Genomic DNA, 13,908 nt, shown 5'->3' with positions numbered 1-13,908 from the left:
GATTGCGGCACGGACGCTGGTCGGTCCCGGACGACTGTGATGAAATGCGACCCCGAATCCTATCGCGCGCCCCCGCCATCACTTGCCGTGAAACCCCGCCTGATACGCCATCTGTTCATTCCCCCGCTGATCATGCTGCTGATGGTCGCGCTGGGCTACGTCAGCTATCTGGTCAGTGAGCGCAATGGCGTAAAAGCCCTGAGTGAAAATGGCCAGCGTCAGCTGGAGCTTCACGCCCGCACGGTCGAAAGCGAAATCAACCGCTACACCTACTTGCCGAGCGTGCTCGAACTCGAGTCCAGCGTTTCACGCCTGCTCAATGACCCGACGCCGGAACTCCGCCAGAACGTCAATGACTACCTCGAAGGGCTAAATCGCCGCAGCCGCAGTCGGGCGATTTACGTGCTCGACACCACCGGCCGAGTACTCGCCACCAGCAACTGGCGCGACGCCGACAGCTATCTGGGGGAAGACCTGTCGTTCCGTGCTTATTTTCAGGATGCCGTGCGCGGTCTGCCGGGGCGTTTTTACGGAATCGGCACTACCACTGGCGAGCCAGGTTATTACCTGGCCCACGGGTTGGAAGAGCAAGGCAAAATCATCGGAGTGGCAGTGATCAAGGTTCGCCTCGAAGCACTGGAAGAACGCTGGCAGCGCGCGCGCCTGGAGGCCTATGTCACCGACGAGAACGGCATCATTATCCTGTCGAGCGATCCGGCGCGCAGGCTCAAGTCGGTTCGCCCGCTGACGCCTGAAATCAAAGAGCGCCTTGCCCGCAGCCTGCAATATTACTGGTGGCCGCTCAACGAACTGGTGCCATTGGCCCGGGAGCCGCTGACCGAAGGGACGGAGAAACTGACCTTCCCTGCCAACAGCAGCGTCGATCACGAGCACACCCAGGTCAGTTACCTGGCACAGACTACTCAACTGGCCGACACGCCTTGGCACTTGACCTTGCTGACGCCGCTGGAAGAGTTGCAAAGCGAAGCCGCACGCCAAGGGATGTTGGTGGCGGTGGCCTGTGCGCTGGTGGCGTTTTTGCTGATTGCATGGAACGAGCGGCGCAAAGTCATCGCCACCCGGCTTGCTGCCCGCGAAGCGCTGCAAGCCGCCAATGACGAACTTGAACGCAAGATCGCCGAACGCACGGCGGATTTGCGCGCCAGTAACGAACGTCTGAAAAGTCAGATTCGGGAGCGACGCCAAGCGGAAGACACCTTGCGCCGGGCTCAGGATGAACTGGTCCAGGCCGGCAAACTGGCGGCCATCGGCCAGATGTCCACCAGCATCGCCCATGAACTCAACCAACCGTTGGCCGCCCTGCGCACCTTGTCCGGCAACACTGTTCGGTTCATTGAGCGCGGGGCTCTGGACACGGCCAGCACTAATTTGCGGACCATCAACGATCTGGTAGATCGCATGGGCCGAATAACCGCCAGCCTGCGCGCCTTCGCTCGACGCGGTGATGATCAGGGCCAAGCCTCTTTGGGCTTGGCAGTCGCCGCCGCACTGCAAATACTCGGTGGCCGGTTGGAAAATTTCCATCTGCAGCTGCATGAGCATTACGACAACGTGGCGCTGAAGATCGATCAGACGCGTCTAGAACAAATCCTGGTCAACCTGATGGGTAACGCGTTGGACGCCATGCACGGCAAACCGCAGCCTGAGTTGTGGCTGGAAGGCGAAATGGCCGACGGCCGTTACCGCCTGTTCGTGCGGGACAACGGCCACGGCATCGACTCCGAAGCACGCAAGCATTTGTTCGAACCGTTCTTTACCACCAAGCCGGGCGATCACGGTCTAGGGCTTGGATTGACCCTTTCCGCCAGTCTTGCCGCTGCGGCAGGTGGCACTCTCAGCGCGGAGCATCCACTCAGCGGCGGCACGACCTTTGTCCTCAGCCTGCCGCTGCTTACTGTTCCCAAGCCTCGTGGAGCCCAATTGATATGAATGAGCCTGGAAGCATGAACAGCGAGCTGACCGTTCTGATTGTCGAAGATGACCCGCACGTGCTGCTGGGTTGCCAGCAAGCGTTGGCGCTGGAAGACATCCGCAGCGAAGGTGTCGGCAGTGCCGAGGAAGCGCTGGCCCGAATCGGCGACAATTTTGCCGGTATCGTCATTAGCGATATTCGCTTGCCCGGCATCGACGGCTTGGAGTTATTGACCCGGCTCAAGGCCCGGGACCCCAGCCTGCCGGTGGTGCTCATCACCGGGCACGGCGACATTTCAATGGCCGTCAATGCGATGCGCGATGGCGCTTACGATTTCATGGAAAAACCCTTTTCCCCTGAACGCTTGGTTGAAGTGGCGCGACGTGCGTTGGAGCAGCGTGGTCTGGCGCGTGAAGTGTGGTCGCTGCGCCGACAACTGGCCGGACGCAGCTTGTTGGAGGGGCGGATCATCGGACGCTCCCCCGCCATGCAGAATTTGCGGGCATTGATCGCCAATGTCGCCGACACCTCGGCCAACGTGCTGATCGAAGGTGAAACCGGCACCGGTAAGGAATTGGTTGCCCGCTGCCTGCATGATTTCAGTCGTCGCCATACCCAGCAGTTCGTCGCACTCAATTGCGGCGGTCTGCCAGAGAGCCTGTTCGAAAGCGAAATTTTTGGCCACGAGGCCAACGCGTTTACTGGCGCCGGCAAACGACGGATCGGCAAGATCGAGCACGCGCACAACGGCACGTTGTTTCTCGATGAAGTGGAAAGCATGCCGCTGAACCTGCAAATCAAACTGCTGCGGGTATTGCAGGAACGAACTCTGGAGCGGCTGGGCTCGAATCAAAGCCTGGCGGTGGATTGCCGGGTCATCGCCGCGACCAAATCCGACCTGGATGAATTAAGCAAAGCCAGTCAGTTTCGCAGCGACCTATACTACCGGCTAAATGTGGTGACACTGGAACTCCCGCCCTTACGTGAGCGACGAGAAGACATCCTGCAATTGTTCGAGCACTTCTTGCAGGTATCGTCGTTACGCTTCGATCGCGAAACACCGGAATTGGACCGCCAGACGCTGTCGACCCTTATGACCCATGAATGGCCGGGCAACGTCAGGGAGCTGCGCAACGTCGCCGAGCGTTACGCGCTGGGTCTACCGGCGTTCAAAAAGTCGGGCACCAACACTGCCAGCAGCAGCCTGGACTTCGCTGAAGCGGTCGAAACCTTCGAAAAAAACCTGTTGACCGACGCCTTGCAACGCAGCGGTGGCAACCTTAGCCAGGCCAGCCAAGAACTGGGCATGGCCAAGACCACCCTGTTCGATAAAGTGAAAAAATACGGGCTGGGTTGATTGCCCAGCCGTTATCAAACACCGCATATCTCATTGAATTTAAGTAGTTAAACTGTATTTGTGGGTGCTGAAGTTGCTGCGGGGGGGCGACTATCTATAGCAGCCAACTTTTTGGTCGTTCTTGCGTTCTGTAGATACTCTTGTTGGCGAAAGTCCTTCGGACTAATCGCAGCCTTCGGCAGCTCCTACAAAGACTGTGCAGCGCCAAAAACTGTGGGACCGAATTTATTCGGGAAGGCTTCCTTCTTGACACCCTGCAACCTCGAACCACACAAAGTGCTACCCAGTTTGCTGCGCTACGGCGCAGTGTCGAAGACGTGGCGGTCGCAATTGGCTGCCTTCGGTTTCAACTGAAAGAATCGAGTTGCTGATTTTACGACTGCTGCGCAGCCAGTTTTGCAATTCAACTGTGGCCCACCCCTTGCATTACCTCGGGCCAACTTCTTGGAGTCGCACCCTTGACCCCTTCCGTGATGCTGCTAATCGCGCTGTGCATCGCTCTCGATGTCATTGGCCAAATTGCTTTCAAGCTCGGCCTCGATCGTTTACCGGAACACGTCGGTGGCTTTCGGCTGAGTACTTTCTGGCGACAGATCGCCGGGGCCCCGCTCTTGTGGTGCGGTGTTAGTTGCTATGCGGTGCTGTTCGTTGCCTGGTTGGAAGTGCTGTCACTGGCGCCGCTCAGCTTGGTATTTCCAGCCATCAGCCTGAGTTACTGCGGCGTGGTACTCGGCGGTCGGCTGGTGCTGGGTGAGACCGTCAGCCGTCGGCGCTGGTTGGGCACACTGGTCATCACTGCCGGCGTCATGCTGGTTTGCGGCACGGGAGCATGAGGTCGTTATGACAAACAATTGGATTGAAGGCCGCGGGGCCAGCGTGATGCTTTGGGTACTGCTGATCGCGTTCGAAAGCGGCGCACAGCTGTCGTTGAAAGTGGGTGGCGACGGCCTCGCCTCCATCCCATTTGGCGTGAACTGGTTGCTGGCAGCCGTGACCAGCGTCGCGGTGATGGTGGCGATTTTCTGCTACATCGGCTCTTTTCTGACCTGGATGCTGATTTTGCGCAGCAGCAAGCTGTCGCTGGCCTTTCCGCTGAGCTCGCTGGTGTTTGTGGTGGTGCTGCTGGGTTCTTGGCTGGGCCTGGGCGAAAGCATCAGCGCTCTGCATTGGCTAGGCGTGTGCGTGATCATCGGCGGCATCGTGTTGCTGGCGGACGGAAAGCAAGAGGCGTGATCGCTAGATCCAGGGAGCCAACGTGTTGGCTCCTTCAGTAGTCGCGGATCTAAAGCCCTTTAAAGTGATAAGCCACGGCGACATTAACCTCACTTTGGTTGTCATCGCCCTTCTCTCTGACGATAGAGCTGTCGGCCGCTGAGTTGGTCAAGTGAGTCCATGTAGCGCTGGTCAATAACGACCAGCCGTCAGCCAGCGGAATTTGCAGACTTTGAGTTAGCGCAACTTTCTGCAGACCGCCGCTGGCGTTGTAGGCCTGAATACCTGAAGCCTGGGCTTCTTGAGCACTTACGCCGAAAAATGTCTGTGCTTGGCGACCGTCTGCGTAATGGGCTACCACTTCGGTGTCGCCAATGACCCCCAGACCCAACGGATAACCTAGCTCGCCACCGACCCGACCGAGCACGCCACCCTGGCCATCGCTGCCGCCAACCGCGCGACCCATTTGCGCGAACACCCGCCAGAAATCAGCAGGGCTGTACTGCACAAAGCCACCGAACTCACCCATACCGGATACATCACGCAAACCGCGCAACGAACCCTCAGAGGTACGACCGGGTACGTAATTGGCGAACGGGCCAACGCTCCAGCCCTCGTATTTGAAGGCCTTCCAGTTCAGGCCGTCATCGGAACTCAACCCCACGTCGCCCCAATCCAGATCCATGTAAGGAAAAAAATCGACGTCATAACGGACGCCAGTTGGATCACTGGGCTTATAGCCGATCCCCGCGCCTAGATCGCCAGTAATGGCTTGGGCATAGCCCTGCGCACTGAAGCTGATAGCGCAGGCGAACACTGCAAAGCCGGTAAGGACCGAGCGAACGCGGCGATTGAAGGGAACTAAGGGCATGAACTTTCTCGAACTAATTGAGCCTACGTGAGTCAATCCCTGCACGGATCTGACACGCAAGCACTTATGTTGTTTGTAGCAAGCTACAAAAATTGTAGCTTGCCCACCCGATGCATTTACCCTCTCTGTCGCTGCCCCTCTCAACATTGGGCCTTGGGCGACTATTATTCGTATTGGCACAGTCTATGCTCTACCTCAGTGCAAGCGCAAAGAGCGCTCTCACTTTTAAGTAGGCACCTGCAGATGATGCATTGGCATATCGTGTGTGATTTCGATGGGACCGTCACCCAGACTGACGCGATAGATAACATCCTGGAACGTTTCGCTGATCGAAGCTGGGAAGCCATCGAAGACGAATGGCTGTCCGGCAAGATCGGTTCGCGAGAATGTCTGAGCCGTCAATTGGCAATGGTTAAAGCCACGCCGAACGAGCTTCTGGGTTATTTCGACACCGTCGGCATTGACCCGGCGTTTCCCGATTTCGTTGAACTGGTGACGGGCCTCGGCGCCACGCTGGACATCGTGAGTGACGGCATTGAACAGGGCATCGCTCGCATTTTGTCGCGTAACAATGCGCCGCTGCTGCCGATCATTGCCAACCGCTTGCGTCAGGTCGGTCCTGATAGCTGGCGCATAGAATTTCCATATTCCAGCGACGCCTGCCGTGCTGCATCCGGCAACTGCAAATGCAAATCCGCGCCTTCTGGCAAACGCATATTGGTGATCGGCGACGGTCAATCCGATATGTGCGTCGCCGGGACCGCTGACTTCGTATTTGCCAAGGATCGCTTGGCTGAACATTGCGAACGCAATGGCATCCCATATGCCCGCTTCGATACGTTCGCCGATTTACCGGCCCTGCTCGCCCGCTTGCCTCACAGCGAACCGGCCCGCGCACACAGCCTCCCTCTTGAACAGCAGGAACTCTTCCACCATGTCTGATATCCGTATCGCTACCCCCGAAGACCAGATTCTTCTGGAAAAGGAAGCGAAATATTGCTCTTTCGGCGACACCGTTCACTACATCGATCCACCACGGATCTTCAACCGCTGTGAAGGTTCGTACGTTTACGACACTAGCGACCAGGCTTACCTCGATCTACAAATGTGGTACTCGGCCGTTAACTTCGGTTACGCCAACCCACGCTTGAACAATGCCCTCAAGGCACAGATCGATTCGATGCCGCAGATTGCCAGCCAATACCTGCACCGCGGCAAAATCGAGCTGTCGGAAATGATCGCGGTCGATGCCAAGAAGAAATTCGGCATGGACGGTCGCGTTCACTTCAACGTCGGCGGTTCGCAGTCCATCGAAGACTCCTTGAAAGTAGTGCGTAACGCGAGCAACGGCAAAAGCCTGATGTTTGCTTTCGAAGGCGGCTACCACGGCCGTACGCTGGGCGCATCCTCGATCACCTCGAGCTATCGCTACCGTCGCCGCTACGGCCATTTCGGCGAGCGCGCTCAGTTCGTTCCTTTCCCGTACCACTTCCGTGGCCCGAAAGGCATGACCAAAGAAGAATATGGCAGCTACTGCGTTCAGCAGTTCGCCCGCCTGTTCGAAACTGAGTACAACGGCGTCTGGGATCCTAAAACCAACCAGTGCGAATACGCAGCGTTCTACGTCGAGCCCATTCAAGGCACCGGCGGTTACGTTATTCCGCCAATGAACTTCTACAAAGAACTCAAACAAGTGCTGGATCAGCACGGCATCTTGATGGTTGTCGACGAAATCCAGATGGGTTTCTACCGCACCGGCAAGCTGTGGTCCATCGAGCACTTCGACGTCAAACCAGACGTTATCGTCTTCGGTAAAGCATTGACCAACGGCCTCAACCCACTGGGCGGCATTTGGGCACGTGAAGAGTTGATCAACCCAACGATCTTCCCACCTGGATCGACCCACTCCACCTTCGCCTCCAACCCACTGGGTACGGCGGTAGGTCTGGAAATGTTCAAAATGACCTCCGAAGTCGATTACGGCGCGATGGTCATGGAAAAGGGCAAGTACTTCCTGGCTGGCCTGCAAGACCTGCAAAAGCGCTACCCGATCATCGGCGACGTCGATGGCCTGGGCTTGGCACTGCGTGCAGAAATCTGTGGTCCAGACGGCTTCACGCCAGACAAAGCCACCCTCGACTTCATGGTTGATGAAGGCATGAAGGGCGACATCGAAATCGACGGCAAGAAACTTGGCCTGATTCTCGACGTGGGCGGCTACTACAAAAACGTTATCACCCTGGCTCCGTCGCTGGAAATCAGCTACGCAGAAATCGACTTGGGCATCGCCCTCCTCGACCGGCTGCTGCATCGGGCAATGAAGCGGTGAACCTGCCAGAGATCGATATGGGCGAAGGTAACGCCAGTTTCGTTCTCGGCAGTGGCCCGGTCGCGGTGTTGTTGATCCACGGCCTGACCGGCACCCCGACGGAACTCCGTCGGGTGGCCCAAGGCCTGGCCAAGCGGGGGTACACGGTTTACGTGCCCACGCTTGCCGGGCATTGCGGCGACAACGCCGATCTGCAAGCCACCGGCTGGAAAGACTGGTACGAAAGCGCGCGTAAAACGTTTGTCGGCATTCGCCAACGACACGAACAGGTGTTTGTCGGCGGGTTGTCCATGGGCGCTGTACTGTCCATGCACATGGCGGCCGAACATCCGGGGCAAGTGGCCGGTTTGATGCTGTACTCGACCACGTTGCGCTATGACGGCTGGAACATGCCTAAAGCTGCGGTATTAACACCGTTGCTGATGGCCATTCCGTTTGGCGTGCACTTGTGCCGCTTTAACGAAACCTCGCCGTACGGCATCAAAGACGCTCGCTTGCGCGCCATTGTTGAACGTCAGATGAAAGCCGGTGAAAGCAGCAATGCCGGGTTGTTGACGATGTCGGGCATTAACGTGCGCGAACTGCATCGTCTGGTAGCTGTGGTCAAGAAAGGCATGCGTTCAGTCAAAGCGCCTGCACTGATCTTGCATTCCATCGAAGACGACATCACCAGTCGCTGGAACGCAGATTATTGCGAGAAACATTTAGGTGGTCCTGTCACAAAAGTGATGCTGGATAACTGCTATCACATGATCACCGTGGACCTGCAATATCGAAAAGTGATTACATTGAGCGCGGACTTCATTGACCACGTGATAGAACAATTGCCTACTGCAACGGTCCCTTTAAACGATCAGCGACAAATAGCCTGATACCACCATGCTCATCGCCCATGTTTCTTTCAGTTTTCCCAGCAGTCATTACCATGGCTGCTTGTACGGGGCGCTGAATGAGTGGGGCGAGGCTGGCAACGCTCGCCGTTCTTCGGAACGATTACAACCTGGCATGGCTGCTCCGATAAGCGAACGTTGATGATCGATAACCGATGACCGAAGAATTCCGTTCCTCCCAGCAACCTTTTTCGCTATCGCGCTGGACCTTGCAGCGCAAACTGGTACTAGCGTTTTGGCTGGTCAGCGTAATTCCGACGATGATCGCTGCCGAACTCGCAGCGACCACGCTGTCGCAGATTTTTGAAAGTAACGTTCGGATCTGGCTGCAAGAATCAACCCGGATCGTCCAGGACGAAATCAGCGAAATCCAGCGCGACAACTCCAGGGTTTCGCAACTGTTCCTGCAAAACACCCGCCCCTCCGCGCCCTCGTCACCTCGACACAACAAATTAACCTCCGATCTCGCCAATGCCATGGGCATCGACGTGGTCGCCTTGATTCGCAGCAAAGACCACAAAGTGGTGTTTTCCACGGTTTCCGACAATATCATCGATCAGATCAGCCTCGCCCCTAACGCGGTGCTGCAAACCATCCATAACGGCAGCGTATTCGCCGGTGTCGTGGTCTCGACGTATCAGTCCACTCAGGATGGCGTCGATTATGAATTGCTGATCGGGACCTACCTGGACAGCAGTTTTCTCACCAGCGTGGCCGACGTGCACTCCCTCGACCTGCGTCTGTACATGAACGACGCTGGAGGTTTCAGCGAGATTTTCTCGACCCAGCGCTTCATGAATCACCCAGCTATCGTCCCACGCCGAATCGAACAGATCCTACGTGACACCAAAGAGCCCAGCGAACAATCCACAAGCGCCTACTCCGGCCTGTATACGCCTATTTTCAATGACAACGGCGAGCTACAAGGCATCATTTTCAGTGGCCTGTTGCGCCACACGACGCTGGTCGGGCTGGTCAACCAGACCAACTTGTTCCTGGCTATTCTGTTGCTGGGCTCGGTGTTGTCATTGAGTGTCGGCTGGTTGATTTCCCGACGCCTGACCGGGCCTTTGCGCAAACTCTCCGAAGGCGTGCGAGCAGTGACGGCCGGTGACTATCGGCAGCGGGTTGAAGTGGTTGGCAGCGATGCGATCGCTGAGCTGAGCGCGACCTTCAACCACATGACCGAACGCCTGAAAGAGCTTCAGCATCTGGAAGCTCAGCTACGCCGCCGCGACCGTCTGCATGCACTGGGCGAAGTGGCCATGGGCCTGGCGCACGAAATCCGAAATCCACTGGGCATCATCAAAACGGCCACCCAGTTGCTGCACCGTCGCGCATCGCTGCCCGAAACCGACATGCGCCATCTGGAATACGTTATTTCCGAAGTCACTCGGATCAACGACCTAATTACCGAGTTTCTGGATTTCGCCAAACCCAGTCCGCCGATGCGCTCGACACAATTGGCCAAGCCACTGCTGGAGGACCTGCTGGGGTTCTGCGCACCGGAGTTGTCGACCCATAATATCGACGCAGAGATCATCGAACACGACCCCAACTCCACGATTTATGCGGACTCCCGACAATTGACTCAAGCCTGTCTGAACCTGGTCCTTAATGCGATTGATGCCATGCCTGGCGGCGGGACACTGACGATTGACCTCTCCTCTGATCAGGAAACTACAATCATCAGCATTGCCGACAGCGGCCAAGGTGTTGAATCCGACATGATCGAGCGTATTTTCAATCCTTTCGTCACCACCAAGGCCTCCGGTACTGGATTGGGCTTGGCGAAGGTTTACTCGATTATGGACAACCATGACGGCCGGGTAGAGTGCGTCAGTCAAGTGGGGGCCGGAGCAACATTCAATCTTTACCTGCCCGCCCATGACGGAGGCCTGGCATGAGTCATAACGTACTGGTGGTCGACGATGAACCCAAACTCTGTGATTTGTTGGCGTCGGCGCTGAGCCAAGGCGAGATTCAAGTGTTTACCGCCGGCAATGGCCTGCATGCCCTGGCCGTACTCGAACGCGAAGAAATTGATCTGGTGATCAGCGATTGGCGTATGCCTGGGATGGACGGACCGCAGTTGTTGGCGGAAATAAAAGTTCGCTACCCAGACTTGCCAGTCATCGTCATGACCGCCTACAGCACGGTAAAAAACGCCGTGCAATCAATGCGCAATGGCGCTTTTGATTACATCAGCAAACCGTTCGACATCGACGAACTGGACATCACCGTCAACAAAGCGCTGCAGTTTCGCGACATCCTGCGTGACAACACACGCCTGCGTGCCGAACTCGATCAACACCAGCAAATCGACAGTCTGGTAGGTGAAAGCCCGGCCTTTCGTCTCGTACTGCAAGCGGTGGACTCCGTGCGTGACAGCAACGCGACGATTCTGCTGACCGGCGAAAGCGGCACTGGCAAAGAGATGGTTGCTCGTGCGATTCACAAGCACGGCAACCGTGCCGGCAAACCCTTCATCGCAGTCAACTGCGCAGCGATCCCGGAAGGTTTGCTCGAAAGCGAAATGTTCGGTCATCGCAAAGGGGCTTTTACCGGCGCAGTGGCGGATAGGGTCGGGCGCTTTATGCAGGCTGACAAAGGCACGTTGTTTTTGGATGAAGTCGGCGACATGCCCTTAGCGCTGCAAGCAAAGATTTTGCGCGCCCTGCAAGAACGGGTGATCGAGCCGGTGGGCGACTCCCGTGAGCGCAAAGTTGATGTTCGGGTAATTGCCGCGACCAACAAGAATCTGTTGGAAGCAGTGGCGAACAAAGAATTTCGCGAAGACCTTTATTACCGCCTGAATGTTTTTCCGATTCCGTTGCCCGCTTTGCGCGAACGGCCTGAAGACATCGCCCCGCTGGCGCGGCATTTCGCCCATGTGCTGGGCGCCACGGCAGGTAAACGCATTACCGGTTTCAGCGCAGATGCGCTGCAGGCCATGGCCAACTATCCGTGGCCAGGCAATATTCGCGAGCTACAGAATTGCGTGGAACGCGCCACCATCGTCGCGTCGAGTAACACCATCGAAGAGAACGACCTGCCCGCCTACCTGTTCGGCTCGCGGCCTATCGTCAGCGGCGGCGGTCGGCTGCTCGCAGAGGGTGTAGCCGTTCCCGAGAACCTGGAAGCGGCGCTGGCCGACGTAGAAAAAGCCTACATCCTTGCCGCATTGCAAGAAACCAACGGCGTCCAAGCCGCTGCCGCGCAGTTGATCGGCATCTCGGAACGCAGCTTTTGGTATCGGCTGAAAAAGCTTGAGATCCATGTGGACAAGATTGTTCGTTGAGCTGAGCATTGGAGAAGCGCGCTGGTCCCACGACCGGCTGCGAAGCCGCCGTAAAAGCAGCGACTCAATTTTTTCAGCTGCAACGAGTTAGCCCATTGGGACCGCTTCGCGATCCATCGCGGGCCAGCGCGCTCCTACAACGTTATCCGCGCAGGTTTATTCGACCGCTACTGACTCGCTGATGATCTGCCGAATAGCGCTGGAAAAAGCTTCCACCGGCTGCCCTCCCGACACCGCATATCGATCGTTGAAGACAATGGTTGGCACCGAGCTGATACCGCGGGCAACCCACAACTTTTCCAGCTCACGCACTTGAGCGCTGTATTCGCCGGTGGTCAAAATCGACTCTGCCCGCTGACGATCCAACCCGACCTGCTCAGCCACATTTGCCAATACAGTGTGATTTGAAGGATCGGCGTGGTCGGTGAAGTACGCACTGAACAACGCTTCTTTCAGTGCCTGCTGCTTGCCTTCCAGCTCAGCCCAATGCAACAGACGGTGCGCATCGAAGGTGTTGTAGATGCGCCGGTCGCCCTGGGAGAACGTGAAGCCTAGCTCGGCGCCTCGCTGACGAATCATTTCGCGGTTCTGTTTTGATTGCTCAGGGGTCGAGCCGTATTTCTCGAAGATGTGCTCGTTGAGGTCTTGGCCTTCGGCTGGCATCTTCGGATTAAGTTCGAACGGCTGGAAATGGATCTCAGCCTTGACCTCATCACCCAATTGCGCCAGCGCCTGGTTCAGGGCCCGCAGGCCGACCACACACCACGGGCAGGAAACATCGGAGACGAAATCGATTTTCAGGGCAGTACTCATGGGACCCTCGCTCACGTTTTAGCAGTGGGAAAGTCTGCACTTTACACCCTCATACCTAGCCCTTCATCAGAACTACAACTGCGCAATATGGCTGCCGTCCTGCCGATGCGCTCTCAAATACGGCAAAACTGCCCCTAGCAGCGGGGCCTTGAACGCCTCTTGAAAACGATGGGCCAAGCCGGGAATCAAGCGCAACTGGCTGCCCTGGATATGCGCGGCGACATGGATGCCATGCATCACCGGCAGTAAAGGATCGGCGGTACCATGCACCACCAGCGTTGGTACTCGCAGACGGTCCAGCAACGCAACCCGGCTCGGCTCGGCCAGAATCGCCAGAATTTGCCGCTTCACGCCGTCCGGATTAAACGCTCGGTCGTAGGACGCTGCTGCCTGTTGCACCAGCAGTTTGCGGTCATCCACCACCTGCGGGCTGCCCAACGCAGCCAGCAAATCAGCCTGCTGTTCGACGGCCACTTCGCGGTTGGGCGCACTGCGACGGCTCAGTAATTGCAGCAACGCCGGGGTCGGCATGGGCAGGCCCGGCGCGCCGGAACTGGTCATGATCAGGGTCAGGCTTTCGACCCGATCAGGCGCCATATCGGCCAAGTGTTGAGCAATCATGCCGCCCATACTCGCGCCCAGCACATGGAATTGGCGAACATGCAGCGCGTCCATCAACCCCAAGGTGTCGTTGGCCATATCCGTCAATGAATACGGCGCAGAAACCGTCAGCCCGAGTTTGTAGCGCAGCACTTCAAAGGTCAGGTTGGGGCTGGCAGGCGCCTGCACCCACGTTGACAAACCGGCATCACGGTTATCGTAGCGAATCACCCGAAAACCTTGCTGGCAGAGCGCGACCACGACTTCGTCAGGCCAGTGAATCAGTTGTCCACCCAGGCCCATGACCAATACCAACGCCGGATCGGAATCGCGCCCGATGCTTTGGTAAGCCACGTGAACCTCTTTAAGGTCAGCCATTTGAGTGGGGACGTTTACGTCACACCGAGACGCCGCAAAAGTCGGCAGGCCGCACAGCAGCGCGACCCAAAAAATAAACACCCGCATGAAAAACACCAAGCCAGCCATCCCCAATAGCCGCGCAGTGTGCTGATGTTTTCAAACCCGCGCTGCCACAGTTACGTGACAATTTGATGAAGGGGGCTGAGCGGTAGCTTGATAGCAAAAATCAATCCTCCGTAGGG

The 13,908-nt window shown here is 57.1% G+C and carries 12 protein-coding genes; 9 read left to right on the top strand and 3 right to left on the bottom strand.

All coding sequences use genetic code 11. The features are described 5' to 3' along the window. Positions 1 to 39: 39 nt before the first annotated feature. From RHM59_RS22785 to RHM59_RS22770, 4 genes are all read left to right on the top strand, one after another. A complete protein-coding gene (locus tag RHM59_RS22785; protein WP_322165826.1) occupies positions 40 to 1,950 on the top strand; it encodes a sensor histidine kinase in 1,911 nt (636 codons plus the stop codon). Positions 1,951 to 2,012: 62 nt separating this feature from the next. After that, positions 2,013 to 3,290, top strand: coding sequence for a sigma-54 dependent transcriptional regulator (locus RHM59_RS22780; protein WP_322286747.1), 1,278 nt, complete (start codon positions 2,013 to 2,015; stop codon positions 3,288 to 3,290). Between the two features lie 458 nt (positions 3,291 to 3,748). Then, positions 3,749 to 4,123 carry an EamA family transporter gene (locus tag RHM59_RS22775; RefSeq protein WP_322165828.1) on the top strand — a complete coding sequence of 125 codons (375 nt, stop codon included), beginning with the start codon at positions 3,749 to 3,751 and terminating at the stop codon, positions 4,121 to 4,123. 7 nt (positions 4,124 to 4,130) lie between these two features. Further along, positions 4,131 to 4,523, top strand: coding sequence for an EamA family transporter (locus tag RHM59_RS22770; RefSeq protein WP_322165829.1), 393 nt, complete (start codon positions 4,131 to 4,133; stop codon positions 4,521 to 4,523). A 49-nt stretch (positions 4,524 to 4,572) separates the two neighbouring features. Here the strand turns inward: RHM59_RS22770 and RHM59_RS22765 are convergent, their stop codons facing one another. Next, positions 4,573 to 5,373, bottom strand: coding sequence for a MipA/OmpV family protein (locus tag RHM59_RS22765; protein ID WP_322285482.1), 801 nt, complete (start codon positions 5,371 to 5,373; stop codon positions 4,573 to 4,575). A 243-nt stretch (positions 5,374 to 5,616) separates the two neighbouring features. Between RHM59_RS22765 and RHM59_RS22760 the strand changes: the two genes are divergently transcribed. From RHM59_RS22760 to RHM59_RS22740, 5 genes are all read left to right on the top strand, one after another. Continuing rightward, positions 5,617 to 6,315, top strand: a complete 699-nt coding sequence (locus RHM59_RS22760) for an HAD-IB family phosphatase (protein ID WP_322165831.1) — start codon at positions 5,617 to 5,619, stop codon at positions 6,313 to 6,315. Beyond that, positions 6,308 to 7,702, top strand: coding sequence for an aspartate aminotransferase family protein (locus RHM59_RS22755; protein ID WP_322165832.1), 1,395 nt, complete (start codon positions 6,308 to 6,310; stop codon positions 7,700 to 7,702). The genes RHM59_RS22760 and RHM59_RS22755 overlap by 8 nt, the downstream gene beginning before the upstream one ends. After that, complete coding sequence (locus tag RHM59_RS22750; protein ID WP_322165833.1) at positions 7,699 to 8,574, top strand: alpha/beta hydrolase; 876 nt, start codon at positions 7,699 to 7,701, stop codon at positions 8,572 to 8,574. The genes RHM59_RS22755 and RHM59_RS22750 overlap by 4 nt, the downstream gene beginning before the upstream one ends. A 173-nt stretch (positions 8,575 to 8,747) precedes the next feature. Then, positions 8,748 to 10,499, top strand: a complete 1,752-nt coding sequence (locus RHM59_RS22745; protein ID WP_322165834.1) for a sensor histidine kinase — start codon at positions 8,748 to 8,750, stop codon at positions 10,497 to 10,499. Further along, complete coding sequence (locus tag RHM59_RS22740; RefSeq protein ID WP_322165835.1) at positions 10,496 to 11,893, top strand: sigma-54 dependent transcriptional regulator; 1,398 nt, start codon at positions 10,496 to 10,498, stop codon at positions 11,891 to 11,893. Before RHM59_RS22745 ends, RHM59_RS22740 begins: the two co-directional genes overlap by 4 nt. Positions 11,894 to 12,049: 156 nt before the next feature. Here the strand turns inward: RHM59_RS22740 and RHM59_RS22735 are convergent, their stop codons facing one another. Both RHM59_RS22735 and RHM59_RS22730 read right to left on the bottom strand, forming a co-directional pair. Next, positions 12,050 to 12,706: a DsbA family oxidoreductase gene (locus tag RHM59_RS22735; protein WP_322165836.1), complete on the bottom strand. Its 657-nt coding sequence runs from the start codon at positions 12,704 to 12,706 to the stop codon at positions 12,050 to 12,052. Between the two features lie 72 nt (positions 12,707 to 12,778). Continuing rightward, positions 12,779 to 13,771 carry an alpha/beta hydrolase gene (locus RHM59_RS22730; protein WP_322165838.1) on the bottom strand — a complete coding sequence of 331 codons (993 nt, stop codon included), beginning with the start codon at positions 13,769 to 13,771 and terminating at the stop codon, positions 12,779 to 12,781. Between the last annotated feature and the right edge of the window lie 137 nt (positions 13,772 to 13,908).

Source organism: Pseudomonas sp. MH10 (genome assembly GCF_034353045.1).
Taxonomy (GTDB): Bacteria; Pseudomonadota; Gammaproteobacteria; order Pseudomonadales; family Pseudomonadaceae; genus Aquipseudomonas.
Note: the sequence above shows the minus strand (reverse complement) of the source record. Positions and strands in the feature narration are given on the sequence as shown.